Consider the following 16519-nt stretch of genomic DNA (forward strand, 5'->3'; position numbering starts at 1 on the left):
GAGCGCCGCTCCGCCATCAGCGCGCGGATCTTGCGGTCCGCGTGCATCACCGTCGTATGGTCCCGGCCGCCGAACTGCGCGCCGATCTTCGGCAGGGTCCGTACGCCCATGGAAAAGCGCCCCGGGACCGGAGTCCCGGGGCGCTTCGTCCACTGTCGTGAAAGGGCCGCCGATCCCGCCCTGCGGCCGCCCCTCAGCCGTTCTTGATGCGGTTGGTCAGTTCGGTGACCTGGTTGTAGATGGAGCGCCGCTCCGCCATCAGCGCGCGGATCTTGCGGTCCGCGTGCATCACCGTCGTATGGTCCCGGCCGCCGAACTGCGCGCCGATCTTCGGCAGTGAAAGATCGGTCAGCTCGCGGCAGAGGTACATGGCGATCTGCCGGGCCGTGACCAGCACCCGGCTGCGGGAGGAACCGCAGAGGTCCTCCACGGTCAGCCCGAAGTAGTCCGCGGTCGCCGCCATGATCGCGCCCGCCGTGATCTCGGGCGCCGAGTCCTCGCCGCCGGGGATGAGGTCCTTCAGCACGATCTCGGTCAGCCCGAGGTCGACCGGCTGCCGGTTCAGCGAAGCGAAGGCGGTGACCCGGATCAGCGCCCCCTCCAGCTCGCGGATATTGCGGGAGATGCGCGAGGCGATGAACTCCAGAACCTCCGGCGGAGCGTTCAGCTGCTCCTGGACCGCCTTCTTCCGGAGGATCGCGATCCGCGTCTCCAGCTCGGGCGGCTGGACATCGGTCGTCAGACCCCACTCGAAACGGTTCCGCAGCCGGTCCTCCAGCGTCATCAGCTGCTTGGGCGGCCGGTCGGAGGAGAGAACGATCTGCTTGTTGGCGTTGTGGAGCGTATTGAAGGTGTGGAAGAACTCCTCCTGCGTCGACTCCTTGCTCGCCAGGAACTGGATGTCGTCGACGAGCAGGATGTCCACATCGCGGTAGCGCTTGCGGAAGGTGTCGCCCTTGCCGTCGCGGATGGAGTTGATGAACTCGTTGGTGAACTCCTCCGAGCTCACGTACCGAACCCGCGTGCCGGGATAGAGGCTGCGCGCGTAGTGCCCGATGGCGTGCAGCAGATGCGTTTTGCCGAGGCCCGACTCCCCGTAGATGAAGAGGGGGTTGTACGCCTTGGCAGGGGCCTCCGCCACCGCGACGGCGGCCGCGTGGGCGAACCGGTTGGAAGCGCCGATGACGAAGGTGTCGAAGAGGTATTTGGGGTTCAGCCGGGCGTGCGGCTCCCCGGGCCCGCCGGAGGTCGGCGACGATGCCCCCGGGCCGCCCGGACCGTCGATGGCACCCGACGGCCGCCCCGGTACCTGGAGTCCTTGCGGCCCGGTGCGGTGCGGCTGCTGCGGGGGCTCGGACTCCCTGCGGTCCTGGCGCTGCGGCTCGTAGGCCGGGCGCTCGGACTGCTGCGGGCCGCGGTATTCGTGCGGCATCCGGTGCCGGCCCGGAGTGGCGTACGGATCCCGGTCCTGGAACCCGCCGAGGCGCGGCTGCTGCCACGACAGGTCCTCCGGGGTACGCGGCCAGGCGCCCGGCTCGGGGCGCTGCTGCTGGTACTCGGGGTAGGCGGGGCGGATCTCCGGCAGCCCGTCCTCGGCGGGACGGTGGCCGTAGCCCCCGTAGGGATCACCCTGCCGATACCGCTCGGGGCCCGGCTCGCCGGGTTCGTCGTAGAGCGGCCCGGCGGGCGGCGGCTGGTGCTGGGCCGGGGGCTCGGCCGCCGAATCGTCGACCGTGATCGCGATCCGGATCGGACGGCCGCACTCCCGGCTGAGCGTCTCGCTGATCAGCGGCGCCAGCCGGCCTTCGAGCACCCGCTTGCCCCACTCGTTGGGGACGGCCAGCAGTGCGGTGTCGGCAACCAGCGCCAGCGGCTGGCAGCGCTCGACCCACTGCTTGTCCTTGGGCTCGATGCCCTGCTGGCCCTCGGCGAGGAGCTGTTCCAGCACTCGTGGCCACACTGCGGCAAGATCGGCAGGTACGTCAGCCACGAGCCACGCTCTCTCGAAGGTCCCGCACGCTGCCGAAAGGGTGGTCCGGGGCGGTGGGGGAAGGACAGTCAAGGACAGAAAGGAAAGATTCGGAGTTCAGCCAAGGTAGTCAGCGCGACCCGGCTGGTTCAAGTTGTTGTCCACAGCCTGTGCACAGAGGGGCCCGCACGGCGGGCGGCCCGGGGGGTGGCCGGAGGCTGGTTTGACCGGATGGCGTAGCCGCGCGTACCGTAACCAGGTCGAGTTGTCGATGGCTGCTGCCGCCTGCCTCCGATGGGCAAAGACCACTTTCCGTGGTTGTGAAGCGGTGCACTCGGGCGAAACGCGAGCTTCTCGTGGGCGCACGGTGACAGCCAGGCGATACCCCGCCACCTACGAATCTTCATCTGGAGCCCCCGAGTGAGCAAGCGCACCTTCCAGCCGAACAACCGTCGCCGGGCGAAGACCCACGGTTTCCGTCTGCGCATGCGTACCCGTGCCGGCCGCGCGATTCTCGCGTCTCGCCGCAGCAAGGGTCGCGCGAGCCTGTCCGCCTGATCGCGTACAGGTCATGACGTGCTGCCTACCGAGAATCGGCTGAGGCGGCGCGAGGACTTCGCGGCCGCGGTACGACGAGGGCGCAGGGCCGGACGCCCGCTTCTCGTCGTCCATCTACGCAGCGGTTCACCGGACCCGCACGCGCCTGGGGAGAGCGCTCCCCCGACGTGTGCGGGTTTCGTCGTGAGCAAGGCAGTGGGTGGCGCGGTTGTGCGCAACAAGGTCAAGCGCAGACTGCGGCATCTGATACGCGACCGGCTCGCCGAGCTTCCCGCCGGTAGCCTGGTGGTCGTACGGGCGCTGCCCGGAGCGGGCGACGCCGATCACGCACAGTTGGCCCGGGACCTGGACGCCGCACTTCAGCGGCTCCTGGGAGGGGGCGCGCGATGAAGTACCCGCTGCTGGCTCTGATCAAGCTGTACCAGTGGACGATCAGCCCCATGCTGGGGCCCGTCTGCCGGTACTACCCGTCGTGTTCCCACTACGGATACACGGCCATCGACCGGCACGGTGCGGTGAAAGGCACGGTGCTCACCGCCTGGCGGATCCTGCGGTGCAATCCGTGGTCACCAGGTGGAGTGGATCATGTGCCTCCGCGGAAGCGTCCACGGTGGCACGAGACGCTGCGCAATGCCCTTCGGGGCAAGGACGGCCATGCCGGCACAGAGGGCGGGCACGGTTCCGGAGAGCCTTCGGTGCCGTCGGGAGGGGATTCCGCACCCCCGAGTCCGGCCGCAGAGACCTCGCCCAAAGCTCAAGGAGCCTGATTAGTGGACACGATTGCCAGTCTCTTCAGTTTTATCACCACGCCCGTCTCGTGGATCATCGTCCAGTTCCACAAGCTCTACGGGGCGATCTTCGGCCCCGACACGGGCTGGGCCTGGGGACTGTCCATCGTGTCGCTGGTGGTCCTCATCCGTATCTGCCTGATCCCGCTTTTTGTGAAGCAGATCAAGTCGATGCGGAACATGCAGGCGCTCCAGCCGAAGATGAAGGCGATCCAGGAGCGTTACAAGAACGACCGGCAGCGTCAGTCCGAAGAGATGATGAAGCTGTACAAGGAGACGGGTACCAACCCGCTCTCCTCGTGTCTGCCCATCCTCGCGCAGTCGCCGTTCTTCTTCGCGCTCTACTACGTGCTCTCGAAGATCGCATCCGGTGATGTCGTCGGTGTCATCAACGAGCCGCTGCTGGCCAGTGCCCGGCAGGCGCATATCTTCGGCGCCCCGCTGGCGGCCAAGTTCACGGACAGCCCCGAGAAGGTCCAGGCTCTGGACGCCTCGCTGACGGATGTCCGCGTCGTCACCGCAATCATGATCATTCTGATGTCGGCGTCGCAGTTCTACACGCAGCGCCAGCTCATGCAGAAGAACGTCGACCTGACGGTGAAGACCCCGTACATGCAGCAGCAGAAGATGCTGATGTACATCTTCCCGGTGATCTTCGCGGTCATGGGCATCAACTTCCCCGTCGGCGTCCTCGTCTACTGGCTGACCACCAACGTCTGGACCATGGGTCAGCAGATGTACGTGATCAACCAGAACCCGACACCGGGCAGCAAGGCCCAGGATCATTACCTGACCCGGCTGCTGAAGACCGCCACGCAGCATGGCGAGATCAGTTCCCGCCGTCGCCGCAAGGTCGTCCAGGCGGTCGTCGCCAAGGGTTCGGACCGCAACGACAACGAGCGCAAGTTCATCACCGGTCTGGCCAAGGCCGGATTCGCCGCGCAGGCGGACGGGTCGATCGTGAAGAGCGAGACCGTCGAGACCGAGGCCGAGGGCGGCACCACCAGGCGCCAGCAGCCGAAGCGGCAGAGCAAGTCCCAGCGGCAGTCCACCGGTGCACAGCAGCCCACGGACAAGGCAGCGGACCAGGACGAATCCGGCTCCGGCGACACCGAGTCGAAGCCTTCGCTCCGCAAGGATTCGTCGCAGAGCGCCAAGTCCAAGCAGCCCCGGGCCAACTCGGGCCGTCAGCAGCCCAAGTCCGGACAGCGCAAGGGCCCGCAGCGTCCCAAGCACCCGTCGTCCAAGAAGTAGTAGAAGGAGTCCATCCGTGACGGAAGGCACCATCCCCGCTGCCGCGGAGGAAGGCGACACCCTGACCCGCCTTGAGCAGGAGGGGGAGATCGCCGCCGACTACCTTGAGGGTCTGCTCGATATCGCCGATCTCGACGGCGATATCGACATGGACGTCGAGGCCGACCGGGCCGCTGTCTCGATCATCAGTGAATCGGGCGGTCGTGACCTTCAGAAGCTGGTGGGACGCGACGGCGAGGTTCTGGAAGCTCTTCAGGAGCTGACCCGTCTCGCCGTGCACCGCGAGACCGGAGACCGCAGCCGGCTGATGCTGGACATCGCGGGCTTCCGGGCGAAGAAGCGGACCGAGCTGGCCGAGCTGGGCGCCAAGGCCGCCGACGAGGTGAAGAACACCGGTGAGCCGGTGAAGCTTGAGCCGATGACGCCCTTCGAGCGCAAGGTCGTGCACGACGCGGTTGCCGCGGCGGGTCTGCGCAGTGAGTCGGAGGGCGAGGAGCCGCAGCGCTTCGTCGTCGTCCTCCCTGCCTGACCCCGATCGTTTCCTCGGCCCCGTCTGTAGCGCAGACGGGGCCGATCTTTGTCAGCCTGATAGTCAGCCACCACGGTCCATGAAGCGATAGTGCGGTACGGAAGGACGGTTCCCGTGACGGAGGCAGCGGAGCTTCCCCAGGCGCCCGAAGCGGCGCGGACGGTCTTCGGAGAGTACTTTCCGGAAGCCGTGCGCTATGCGGAGCTGCTTGCCGACGCCGGGGTCAAGCGCGGTCTGATCGGCCCCCGCGAGGTGCCCCGGCTGTGGGAGCGGCATCTGCTGAACTGCGCGGTGCTCTCCGAGGTGGTTCCCGAGGGTGTCACGGTCTGCGACGTGGGTTCCGGTGCGGGTCTGCCCGGTATCCCGCTGGCCCTGGTCCGTCCTGATCTCAAGATCACCCTGCTGGAGCCGCTGCTGCGGCGTACCAACTTCCTCCAGGAAGTCGTCGAACTGCTCGGGCTCGACCATGTGACCGTGGTCCGGGGCCGGGCCGAGGAAGTCCTCGGGACGGTGCCTCCGGTTCATGTGGTGACGGCCCGGGCCGTGGCTCCCCTCGACCGTCTGGCCGGCTGGGGCGTTCCACTGCTCCGTCCCTACGGCGAGATGCTGGCGCTCAAGGGGGATACCGCCGAGGAGGAGCTGCGTGGAGCCCGAGCCGCGCTGAGCAAGCTCGGTGTGGTCGAGACGTCCGTGCTCCAGGTCGGCGAGGGTCTGGTCGACCCTCTTTCCACGGTGGTCCGGGTGGAGGTCGGAGAGAGCCCCGGCGGTGTGCGATTCGCGGCGAAGCGGGCCAAGGCTGCCCGTACCAGCCGCACCCGACGCCGCCGCTGAGGCTCCCGTACGTACGTATGCCGGAGTGTCGTCCGGATGCCGCTCCACGGTCCGGGCATCGTGTTTCACGTGAAACGTCGCTCACTGCTGCACGGAATCATCAGCCGCGGGCGTGCTGCCGCCCCGATTCGGAACCGGAGGCCCCTCGGAGGGGTCACGAAGTTGTCCACAGAGGTGGATTCATCCACAGAAGCACGGGCCTCGCTGGTTCATGACCCCGAAAGCATGGCAGGCTCTGTTCATCGCGAGCCTGAAGTCGAGGAGAGTGAATCCTTGCGGTCCGACGCCAACATCGCGGGACCGATGACCGATCCGGTCCCCGGTCCCCGTACCGAGTCGCCCGGAGACGATGTTTCACGTGAAACACCGGCCCCGATGGATGACACCCCCATCGGCCGAGCTGCCCAGCTTGCCGTCCAGGCACTGGGGCGGGCCGGTGAAGGTCTTCCCAGGCCGGAGCAGACCCGGGTCATGGTGGTTGCCAACCAGAAGGGCGGGGTGGGCAAGACCACGACCACGGTCAATCTGGCCGCCTCCCTCGCATTGCACGGCGCCCGTGTACTCGTGGTCGACCTCGACCCGCAGGGCAATGCGTCCACGGCGCTGGGAATCGACCATCACGCCGAGGTTCCCTCGATTTACGACGTCCTGGTGGAGAGCAAGCCGCTCTCCGAGGTGGTCCAGCCGGTTCCGGACGTCGAAGGACTCTTCTGCGCCCCCGCCACGATTGATCTCGCCGGTGCGGAGATCGAGCTGGTGTCCCTGGTGGCGCGGGAGAGCAGACTGCAGCGGGCGATCCAGGCCTATGAGCAGCCGCTGGACTACGTCCTCATCGACTGTCCGCCGTCGCTCGGTCTGCTGACGGTCAATGCCCTGGTCGCCGGGGCCGAGGTGCTGATCCCCATCCAGTGCGAGTACTACGCACTGGAAGGTCTGGGCCAACTGCTTCGGAACGTGGATCTGGTACGGGGCCATCTCAACCCCGCGCTCCATGTGTCGACGATCCTCCTCACCATGTACGACGGCCGGACCCGGCTTGCCTCCCAGGTGGCCGACGAAGTCCGTAGCCACTTCGGTGAAGAGGTACTGCGGACCAACATCCCGCGATCCGTCCGGATCTCGGAGGCTCCGAGTTACGGACAGACGGTACTGACCTACGACCCGGGCTCCAGCGGCGCCCTGTCCTATCTGGAAGCGGCCCGCGAGATCGCCTTGCGCGGGGTGGGCCTTCAGTACGACCCGCACCATGCCCATGTGGGCACAGAGAACAGCCGGCAGAACATCTCGGAGGGGATCCAGTGAGCGAGCGACGTAGAGGGTTGGGGCGTGGGCTCGGTGCCCTGATCCCTGGCGCTCCCCAGGAGAGGCCGGCTTCTTCCGGCGCCACGCTCAGCTCACCCGGGGCGATTCCGGTGCTGACCGAGCAGCGTGGTGTCGCGGCGGCCAAGGTCGCCACCCTGCCCTCGGCGGGCGTCCCCCTTGACACCACCATCGACTCCATCGGAGCGGATGAAAGTTCCGCACTGATGACGCCGTCCGGTGCCCACTTCGCCGAAGTGCTGCTGGATGCGATTACGCCCAACCCGCAGCAGCCCCGTGAGATCTTCGACGAGGACGCCCTGGCCGAACTGGTCACCTCCATCAAGGAGGTCGGCCTGCTTCAGCCGGTCGTCGTCCGGCAGACCGGCCCGGAGCGCTTCGAGCTCATCATGGGCGAGCGTCGCTGGCGTGCCTGCCGTGAGGCCGGTCTGGAACGGATCCCGGCGATCGTCCGGGAGACGGAGGACGAGAAGCTGCTGCTGGACGCGCTGTTGGAGAATCTCCACCGCGCCCAGCTCAATCCGCTGGAAGAGGCCGCTGCCTACGACCAGTTGCTGAGAGACTTCAACTGCACCCACGATCAGCTCGCCGATCGGATCGGGCGGTCGCGCCCTCAGGTCTCCAACACCTTGCGGCTGCTGAAGCTGGCGCCCACGGTCCAGCGGCGGGTGGCCGCGGGAGTGCTGACGGCCGGGCACGCTCGTGCGCTGCTGTCGGTGGAGGACCACGAGGAGCAGGACCGGCTGGCGCGCCGGATCGTCGCCGAAGGACTGTCGGTGCGTTCCGTCGAAGAGATCGTCACTCTGCTCGGCTCCGACCCCAAGAGCACGGTCAAGCCGAAGAAGGGCCCTCGTGCCGGTACTCGGGTCTCCCCCGCACTGACCGATCTGGCCTCCCGGCTCTCCGACCGCTTCGAGACCAGGGTCAAGGTCGACCTGGGCCAGAAGCGCGGCAAGATCGTCGTCGAGTTTGCCTCGATGGAGGATCTGGAGCGCATTCTCGGAACCCTTGCTCCTGGTGAGGACCGTGCCCTGGAACGAGGGCTCACCCAGGGCGGGCAGGACGCCGACGACTGAGGCTGCCGTTGGCCGGGCGGACGGGGACGGAACGGAGGAGCGGTCTCTATGGGGCGTCGGCTGGTACCTCTCACGCTGGACAATCTGTCGGACCTCCCCAAGCGCTGCCGCTCCTGTGTCTTCTGGGAGCTGGATCCGGTCAGCGGTGATGCCGCTGTCAGGGCCGGTCGGTCCGAGCTGGAGAAGGAAGCCTGGCTCTCCGCGGTCCTGCTGGAATGGGGATCCTGTGGCCGGGTCGTCTATGTCGACGAGGTCGCGGTCGGCTTTGTTCTCTACGCCCCACCGGCCTATGTGCCGCGTTCCCTGGCTTTTCCGACCAGTCCCGTATCAGCTGACGCCGTTCAGCTGATGACGTCCTGGATCAACCCGGGATACCAGGGGCAGGGGCTTGGCCGGGTCCTGGTGCAGACCGTTGCCAAGGACGCACTGCGGCGGGGCTTCAAGGCGGTCGAAGCCTTCGGTGATGCCCGCTGGCGGGAGCCTGCCTGCCTTCTTCCGGCCGACCATCTGACCGCGGTGGGATTCAAAACGGTCCGCCCGCATTTCTCGTATCCGCGGCTGCGGCTGGGGCTGAGAAACACGCTCTCCTGGAAGGAGGACGTCGAGCAGGCTCTGGACCGGCTGCTCGGTGCGGTACAGAAGGAGCCGGTACTACGGCCGCTCTGACCGGACAACAACGGAGGGACTCGCCCGATCGGGCGAGTCCCTCCGTCATGTTTCACGTGAAACATGTGCGTGCAGGCGGCGCTTACTCGCTGAGGAAGTTCTCCAGATCGCGGACGATGGCGGCCTTCGGTTTGGCGCCGACGATGGTCTGCGCGACCTCGCCGTCCTTGTAGACGTTCAGGGTCGGGATCGACATCACGCCGTACTTGGCAGCGGTGGCCGGGTTCTCGTCGATGTTGAGCTTGACGACCTCGATCTTGTCACCGTGCTCGGCAGCGATGGCCTCAAGGGACGGCGCGATCTGACGGCACGGGCCGCACCAGGCCGCCCAGAAGTCCACCAGAACGGGCTTCTCGCTCTTGAGGACCTCTTCTTCGAAGGTGGCATCCGTTACGTTCTTCAGCGCGCCGGCCACGGCGGGCCTCCTTTGATCAATCTGGGGTGTGGGGTGGGGAATGACCCGAGCAGACCCTGGGGTGCTGCTCGGGTCAGTTGGACTTCTCGGCGTCGGCCAGCGCGGCCAGGAATCGCTCGGCGTCCAGCGCCGCGGAGCATCCGGTACCGGCGGCCGTGATGGCCTGACGGTAGGTGTGGTCGACGACATCGCCCGCGGCGAAGACGCCGGTGAGGTTGGTGCGAGTGGAAGGTGCCTCGACCTTGAGGTACCCCTCGTCGTCCAGGTCCAGCTGGCCCTTGAACAGCTCGGTCCGCGGGTCGTGGCCCACGGCGATGAACAGCCCCGTGACCGGCAGCTCGGAGGTCTCCCCGGTCTTGGTGTTCCGCAGGGTCAGTCCGGTGAGCTTCTGGTCGCCGTGGACCTCGGCCACCTCGCTGTCCCAGGCGAATGCGATCTTCGGGTCGGCGAAGGCGCGGTCCTGCATGGCCTTCGACGCCCGCAGGCTGTCCCGCCGGTGGACGATCGTCACGGACTTGGCGAACCGGGAGAGGAAGGTGGCCTCCTCCATCGCGGTGTCGCCACCGCCGACCACAGCGATGTCCTGGTCCTTGAAGAAGAAGCCGTCGCACGTGGCGCACCAGGAGACCCCGCGGCCGGAGAGAGCGTCCTCGTTCGGCAGGCCGAGCTTGCGGTGCTGGGATCCGGTGGTGACGATGACGGCCTTGGCGCGGTGAACGGTGCCCGCGGTGTCGGTGACCGTCTTGATCTCACCGCTGAGGTCGACGGAGACCACATCGTCCGGGATCAGCTCCGCACCGAAGCGCTCGGCCTGCGCCCGCATATTGTCCATGAGGTCCGGTCCCATGATCCCGTCACGGAAGCCGGGGAAGTTCTCCACGTCGGTCGTGTTCATCAGTGCGCCACCGGCGGTCACGGCGCCTTCGAAGACCAGCGGCTTCAGGGAGGCCCGTGCGGTGTAGAGCGCCGCCGTATAACCGGCGGGTCCGGAGCCGATGATGATCACGTTTCGGACGTCGCTCACGGGTCTCTTCCTCGTCTCTGCAGGCTGTCTGCTGACTGTTGGCCGGGGCAATGGCTCTCACCCCACCCAACGGATCCTACGGCGGATGCATTCCCGTACTGTCACGCAGCGCGCTCGGAGCTGTCAGCGTCGGGGGAAGGAGTCCGTCAGCAGGAGTTCCCCGGTGTCCGAGGGCGAGCTGCCGGTACAACCGGCGTCGACGACGAACGCCTCGACCTGTTGGATGTTTCCGATGACCGGGAGGACCAGGAGATAGGCATCCGTGCCCCGGTACCGGCCCCTCTCGACCGCGATCGGAACCGTGGTACGGCCGGTGCCCTGCTGAACACAGAGAGGAACCTCGGGCCCGGTGCCCGTGTGGCCCCCCAGCTCCGTACCCGGTACCCCGCCGGCCGGTGAGCCGGGCTGTTCACTGGTGGCCATGGCGTTCCCCCCGTCCCTCTGGGGTACGGGACGGTCCAGCAGATCCCGTACCCGGGTCTCCAGTGTCGACGCCGAGAACTCTCCGGGCCGGTCCGAGGGCGAGGCGATGGCCTGGGTCGTCGGCGTGCTGCCGGAGTCCCCGCTCTGGAAGAGAAACGCACCCACTCCCACCGCGGTCATGCCGACGATGGCGCCCAGCACCGAATTCCGGCGCCTGCGGCGCTGTGCGCCTGTCCGGCCGGGACCGGTGGCGCCGCGGGGATGACCCGCCGGGCGGGTCGCGGTACCGGTACCGGTACCGGCAGCCGTACCCGGTTCGGCGGGCCCGGAGGCAGTCGATGTTTCACGTGAAACATGCTCGGGGCGGCCGGCATCCAGCAATGCCTCGGCAGCCAGTGCGGCGTCGATCCGTTCGGCGATATCGGCCGGCATCCGCGGTGTGCCGGGGACGACCCCCAGCAGGGTGCGGATCTCTTCCAGAGACGCCCGGACATCGGCGCAGAGTTCGCAGTCGGCCAGATGCTTCCGCAATGGGGCGCTCCGGGCGGGGGAGAGTAGTCCCTCCGTGAGATCGGAGATCTCGGAGACATCCGGATGCTGAGTCATGTCGGCCGTGGATGTCACGTGCGTCCACCTCCGCCCTTCACAGCAGCAGGATCGGTCGGCCCTGCGTTCCTTCGGTCCGTCGCCGGTGGGACGGCTGCCCCCGGCGTCCGGTTCCTTCCCCGGCCGGGATCCTCGCTATCCCCGGAAGTACCGCGCAGATGGGTGACCAAGGGGAGTAGCTTTGCCCGCCCCCGTGCACAACGGCTCTTCACCGTTCCCGGGGGCACTTCGAGGACCTCTGCAGCCTCCGCGACGGAGTAGCCCTGCATATCCACGAGGATCAGGGCGGCCCGCTGCTCCGGCGCGAGCTTGCCCAGGGCGGCCAGCAGCTCGCGGTTGAGGTCGCGACGCTCTGCGGGCGCTTCCGCGGACTCATGGGGTTCGAGCAGTTGCTCCAGCCGTTCGGTGTCTTCGACGGGTGCTGTTCTCCGGGATGCGGTTTTACGCGCCCGGTCGAGACAGGCGTTGACCGTGATGCGGTGCAGCCAGGTGGTGACGGCGGACTGGCCCCGGAAGGTGTGGGCGGCTCTGAAGGCGGAGACCAGGGCGTCCTGTACGGCGTCCGCGGCCTCCTCACGGTCCCCCAGGGTGCGCAGGGCGACGGCCCAGAGCCGGTCGCGGTGCCGCCGGACCAGTTCACCGAAGGCGTCGGGATGCCCGGCGACATGGCGGGCGAGAAGCTCGGAGTCGCTGACTGTGTGGGACGCCCCCGTCGTCACGGCCTCCACCCTCTGGTCGGTCCGGTTCGGCGCCTGGAAGCATCAGCTCCGGCCCGGTCTGTCTATCACGATTCCCCCGGGGAGAGGCAGGGCGCCCAGGGCAGTCCCCGGGCGCCCCCGGACGGCGGGCGCAAGGCCGCCGGAGCGGAGTCAGTGCCCGAGGATCCTGATCTCCGAGATCCCGCCCCGGTAGCGGTTCGCCAGTTCGGCGGGCGGGAGTTCGGTGATCCGGACGAGCACGTATCGGGTCCGGGTGGGTGTGTCGAAGGAGGCCTTGAGCTGCTTCCCCACCGTTTGCTCGGGGGTGAGCCGCCGGTCGAAGTCCGTGAGCGAACCCGGATCCGAGGCGCTCTCGGCGGCCGCCAGCACCTCAGCCTTGTGCCCTGCCCGGTACAGGTCGATATCGACTCCGGAGACTTCTCGCACGGTGCCGAGGTCGACGATGATTCCGCTGCCCTGGCGGCGGTTGGGGTAGTTCCCGAAGTTCGGGTAGTTCCGGTACTCGGGGGTCACCCAGGACGTCCTGGGGTCACCGTCGATGGTGAGGGGAGCCTCGTGCTGCTGTATGCCGGAGCCACTCGGCTTGAACTCCGTGGCGTGGTCGACGGTGAGCGGTTCGGCGGGTGCCTTCGGCTTCTCGTCGCCGTCCTGGGGCGGAGCCTCGGGCGTGGAGCCGGAACCCTTGTCACGGTCGAGCAGTTCCTCCGAGATCTGCCAACTGCCCAGCCCCAGGGCGGCGATCAGCAGCGCGGCGACCGTCCACTTCAGTGCCTTGCCGGCCCGGCTCTCCAGCGGCGGAGGCGGTACCGGAACCGCATGCGCCGGTACGGCGCCGCCGGGCCGGATGGCACCAGGACGGGCGTAGTTGCCCTGCTGGTAGGTGGTGCGCTGATACTCCGGCGGTGCGGCGAATGCCGGCTCCGGCGGCTTGATACGGGGCATGTCCGCGACGGCCTTCACCAGCTCCTCCGGAGTGGTGCAGGGCGGTTCCTGGCGGGATGCCGTGGCGCCGTTGTTGACCAGGGCCCGCATGGACAGCTCGGAGAGCCCCCGGTGGACACCGGCCCGGACCTGGTCGGGCGGGAGCAGCCCGACACCCTTGGGCAGCCCCGAAAGGCCGTGGGCGTCGTTCTCGTACGGCCAGCGCTGGGTCAGGGCGGCGTAGAGCAGCGCGCCGATCGCCTCGGTGTCGGTGCGCTGCGGGTGGTCGGCGGTGATACCGCGCAGTGCGGCGTTCACGGCGAGGCCGCGGATCCGGTACTGGCCGCTGGAGGTCCGCAGGACGGCGCCGGGGGTCAGCTTGAGGTGGGAGAGGCCCTCGCGGTGGGCCGCAGCCATGGCCTGGGAGAGCTGGTCGACGAGGCGGTAGGCCTCGTGCGGTTCCAGGGGACCCATGGCCAGCAGGGTGGTCAGCTCGGTGGCGTCCGGCAGCCATTCGTGAACGACATAGACGAGATCGTTCTCCTCGACCGCGTCCAGCACCATCACGAACCGGGGGTCGCCCAGAAGAGCGGCGGAGCGGGCGGCTGCCAGCACGGAGCGGGCCCGGGCGTGCCCCGCGGGGAGAAGATGGACCCCGACGGCCCGGCGCAGCTTCTCGTCCACAGCACGCCAGCTGCTGAAACCGTCCAGTCGGGTGATGCACTCCTCCAAGCGGTAGCGCTTGGCGAGCTTGTGGCCGCTGTGCAGCTCGGGCACGGCGAGGACGGGCTCCTCGGCCTCGTCCGCCCCGTCCTGGGTGTCCTGGTCGCCGGGGACGGGCAGTTCCGCGGTCCTCTCGGGTCCGGTAGAGCCGTCGGCCGTGGCCTTTTCCGCCTGCGCGGTCGGCGGTTCGTTCCCGCCGTTGTCGGCCACGTCGACGGCAGCCGTGCTACGTTCCGCCACCGTCGTTCCTGCCTCCCCATCCGTTGCGCACAACCAACAGCCATGCCAATTGTGCCCACAGTCCACTGCTATGCACGACACACGGCCCTTGGCGATGGTTGTGCGGCCGCGGCGCAAATGCGCCCCCGGCTCGTGTCTCAGCGGCCGAGCCGGCCGCGGACCATGCCGACCATGGAGTTCAGTTCCTCGATCCGCATCCGGCGGGCCGCGAGGAAGAACACTCCGAGGAGGACGACACCGCCACCGGTGAGCGCTGCCAGGGAGGCGACGGCACCGCTGCCGAGGAGCTTGATGATGCCGAAGGCCGCGGCCCCGCCGAGGAGCGCGGCAGGCAGCGACGCGATGCACAGCCGGGTGTACGTACGCATGATGTGCGCTCCGTCCAGATCGCCCCCGAGCCGCTTCCGCAGCCGGCTCCAGGCGACCCCGACTCCGATCATGTAGGCCAGACCGTACGAGGCGGCCATGCCGACGACCGCCCAGCGGGCGGGCAGCAGGAGGAAGCTGAGACCGGCCGCACCCGCGTTGATCAGGGCGACGATAACGGTGTTGTAGAAGGGCGTCCGGGTGTCCTCGTAGGCGTAGAAGCCACGCAGGACGACGTACTGAACGGAGTACGGAATCAGTCCGAGCCCGAAGGCCATCAGAGTGAATCCGATGTTCCGGGCGCCCTCCGCGCCCGACCCCGCGTACATCAGACCCGCCATCGGGACACCGAGGGCGAAGAAGGCGAAGGCCGAGGGCACGATCGCGACGGCGGAGGTACGGAGCCCGTAGGAGATGTCGTCCCGGACCGCGGCGGCGTCGCCGTCATGGGCGGAACGGGAGATACGCGGCAGGACGGCGGTCATCACGGAGACCGTGATGATGGCCTGGGGGAGCTGCCACAGCAGCAGCGCGTAGTTGTAGGCGGTGATACCGGTGCCGGTGAAGCCGTGCTTCTCGGCGGTCGCTCCCGCCGAGGTGGCGAGCTGGGTGACGACGATCATGCCGAGCTGGTTCGCGAGGACGAAGAACAGCGTCCACTTCGCGAGTCCCGCGGCCTTGCCGAGCCCCTGGCCCCGCCAGTCGAACCGCAGCCTCATCCGGAAGCCCGCGTCCCGGAGGTACGGAAGCATGGCCAGTGCCTGGACCACCAGTCCCAGCATGGTGCCGATGCCGAGGAGCCGGACGCCCTCCGGGGTGATCGTGGCGGTGTTGACGCCCGAGGTGGTGAAGCTGCCGAAGGCCCAGATGAAGGCGGCGAACGAGGCGATGATCACCACGTTGTTGAGGACCGGGGTCCACATCATCGCGCCGAAGCGGCCACGGGCGTTGAGGATCTGCCCGAGCACCACGTGGACACCCATGAAGAAGATGGTGGGCAGGCAGTAGCGGGCGAAGGCGACGGCCACCTCCTTCTTCTGCGGGTCGGAGGCGATCGTCGGCGACATCATGGTCACGAGCAGCGGAGCCGCCACCACACAGAACACGGTGACGCCCGCCAGCAGTACGACCACAAGGGTGAGCAGCCGGTTGGCATAGGCCTCGCCCCCGTCGTCGTCGTTCTTCATCGCCCGTACGAGCTGCGGGATGAAGACCGCGTTCAGGGCGCCGCCGCCGACCAGGACGTAGATCATCGTGGGCAGGACGTTGGCGACCTGGTAGGTGTCGCTGAGGACGCCGACACCGATCGCCGCTGCCATCACGAGATTGCGGAGGAAGCCGGTGAGGCGGGAGACGATCGTGCCCGCGGCCATCACCGCGCTCGACTTCGCCAGACTGGCGACCCGTCCCCCGGACCGCTGGGGGGCGGCCGGTGCCGGGATCGGCTCGGGTGCGGGGGCCGGGACGGTCCTGCCGGTGCCCTGCTGGTCCCGGAAGAGATGGGCGAAGGCGTCCTGCTGCGGCCGAGCGTCGGCCGCGTTGCTCACCAGGTCGTCCACGCCCGTGTACTGCGTCGTGCGCGCGTCGTCGCCGTACGGGAGATGACGGGAGGGGCCCGCGGGCTCGGGCGGCGGGGTGTGGGCCCAGACTCGGGGGTCCGGGGCGTACTCCGAGGGCGGGGGCTGCTGGTAGAGCGGCTGCTGGTCGGGGTAGGTGCCGGGCGGCGGCGGAGGGTGGGAGGCGCGGTCGTACAGCGCCTCGGCCACCGGGTCCTGGGCGGACAGGTCCTGCGCCCGGTAGGGGTCCTGGGCGTAGGCGTCCCGCAGATACGGATCGTGGGCGGTGTCGTAGCCCGGCTGCTGCACCGTCTGGTCGTACGGGTACGGGACCTGCTGCTGGTACTGGGCGGGGTCGTAGGCGTAAGGCTGTGTGCCCGCGTCGTGGGCGTAGGGGTGCTGGGCCGGATCGTGGGCATACGGGGGCTGCGGCGGTGGCGGCTGGTCCGCCGGGTTCGTCCCGGCGCCCTGACCGCGGTCACCGTCGTACGGCGCGTTCATTGCTACCCCACCTCATCGTCCCCGGCCGGTGGCC

Annotated in this window: 16 protein-coding genes; 9 read left to right on the top strand and 7 right to left on the bottom strand. The window is 68.3% G+C overall.

Features of this window, described 5'->3' with window-relative positions:
- Positions 1–193 precede the first annotated feature (193 nt).
- Positions 194–1990: a chromosomal replication initiator protein DnaA gene (dnaA, locus tag ACIQ9E_RS22025; RefSeq protein ID WP_403709510.1), complete on the bottom strand. Its 1797-nt coding sequence runs from the start codon at positions 1988–1990 to the stop codon at positions 194–196.
- Between the two features lie 399 nt (positions 1991–2389).
- On the opposite strand from dnaA, the gene rpmH reads away from it, so the two are divergent.
- From rpmH to ACIQ9E_RS22070, 9 genes are all read left to right on the top strand, one after another.
- Entirely contained in the window at positions 2390–2527 is a 138-nt protein-coding gene (rpmH, locus tag ACIQ9E_RS22030) for a 50S ribosomal protein L34 (protein ID WP_006348049.1), read from the top strand.
- An 18-nt stretch (positions 2528–2545) separates the two neighbouring features.
- On the top strand, positions 2546–2917 hold the full coding sequence (gene rnpA / locus ACIQ9E_RS22035; RefSeq protein WP_366261583.1) for a ribonuclease P protein component: 372 nt from the start codon (positions 2546–2548) through the stop codon (positions 2915–2917).
- Positions 2914–3294, top strand: a complete 381-nt coding sequence (yidD, locus tag ACIQ9E_RS22040) for a membrane protein insertion efficiency factor YidD (RefSeq protein ID WP_403709513.1) — start codon at positions 2914–2916, stop codon at positions 3292–3294. Before rnpA ends, yidD begins: the two co-directional genes overlap by 4 nt.
- Before the next feature lie 3 nt (positions 3295–3297).
- Positions 3298–4569: a membrane protein insertase YidC gene (gene yidC, locus ACIQ9E_RS22045; RefSeq protein WP_403709515.1), complete on the top strand. Its 1272-nt coding sequence runs from the start codon at positions 3298–3300 to the stop codon at positions 4567–4569.
- Between the two features lie 16 nt (positions 4570–4585).
- Positions 4586–5098, top strand: a complete 513-nt coding sequence (locus ACIQ9E_RS22050) for a protein jag (protein ID WP_403709517.1) — start codon at positions 4586–4588, stop codon at positions 5096–5098.
- Between the two features lie 114 nt (positions 5099–5212).
- On the top strand, positions 5213–5929 hold the full coding sequence (rsmG, locus tag ACIQ9E_RS22055) for a 16S rRNA (guanine(527)-N(7))-methyltransferase RsmG (RefSeq protein ID WP_006348054.1): 717 nt from the start codon (positions 5213–5215) through the stop codon (positions 5927–5929).
- Between the two features lie 225 nt (positions 5930–6154).
- On the top strand, positions 6155–7231 hold the full coding sequence (locus tag ACIQ9E_RS22060) for a ParA family protein (protein WP_403709519.1): 1077 nt from the start codon (positions 6155–6157) through the stop codon (positions 7229–7231).
- Positions 7228–8325: a ParB/RepB/Spo0J family partition protein gene (locus tag ACIQ9E_RS22065; protein WP_403709521.1), complete on the top strand. Its 1098-nt coding sequence runs from the start codon at positions 7228–7230 to the stop codon at positions 8323–8325. Before ACIQ9E_RS22060 ends, ACIQ9E_RS22065 begins: the two co-directional genes overlap by 4 nt.
- A gap of 48 nt (positions 8326–8373) precedes the next feature.
- Positions 8374–8991 (top strand): GNAT family N-acetyltransferase, encoded by a 618-nt coding sequence (locus ACIQ9E_RS22070; protein WP_403709523.1) that lies wholly within the window; start codon positions 8374–8376, stop codon positions 8989–8991.
- Positions 8992–9073: 82 nt separating this feature from the next.
- Here ACIQ9E_RS22070 and trxA read toward each other — a convergent pair whose 3' ends face one another.
- The 6 genes from trxA to murJ form a co-directional block, all read right to left on the bottom strand.
- A complete protein-coding gene (gene trxA / locus ACIQ9E_RS22075; RefSeq protein ID WP_403709525.1) occupies positions 9074–9406 on the bottom strand; it encodes a thioredoxin in 333 nt (110 codons plus the stop codon).
- 73 nt (positions 9407–9479) lie between these two features.
- The gene (gene trxB / locus ACIQ9E_RS22080) at positions 9480–10430 is read right to left on the bottom strand and encodes a thioredoxin-disulfide reductase (RefSeq protein ID WP_006348059.1); all 951 of its coding nucleotides are present in this window, start codon (positions 10428–10430) and stop codon (positions 9480–9482) included.
- Positions 10431–10553: 123 nt separating this feature from the next.
- A complete protein-coding gene (locus tag ACIQ9E_RS22085; protein ID WP_403709527.1) occupies positions 10554–11459 on the bottom strand; it encodes an anti-sigma factor family protein in 906 nt (301 codons plus the stop codon).
- 14 nt (positions 11460–11473) lie between these two features.
- Positions 11474–12178, bottom strand: coding sequence for an RNA polymerase sigma factor SigM (gene sigM / locus ACIQ9E_RS22090; RefSeq protein WP_403709529.1), 705 nt, complete (start codon positions 12176–12178; stop codon positions 11474–11476).
- Between the two features lie 150 nt (positions 12179–12328).
- Positions 12329–14062, bottom strand: coding sequence for a protein kinase family protein (locus ACIQ9E_RS22095; RefSeq protein ID WP_403709531.1), 1734 nt, complete (start codon positions 14060–14062; stop codon positions 12329–12331).
- Between the two features lie 137 nt (positions 14063–14199).
- Positions 14200–16485, bottom strand: a complete 2286-nt coding sequence (murJ, locus tag ACIQ9E_RS22100) for a murein biosynthesis integral membrane protein MurJ (RefSeq protein ID WP_403709533.1) — start codon at positions 16483–16485, stop codon at positions 14200–14202.
- Positions 16486–16519: the final 34 nt, after the last annotated feature.

This window comes from Streptomyces sp. NPDC094448 (genome assembly GCF_044763775.1).
Classification (GTDB): Bacteria; Actinomycetota; Actinomycetes; order Streptomycetales; family Streptomycetaceae; genus Streptomyces.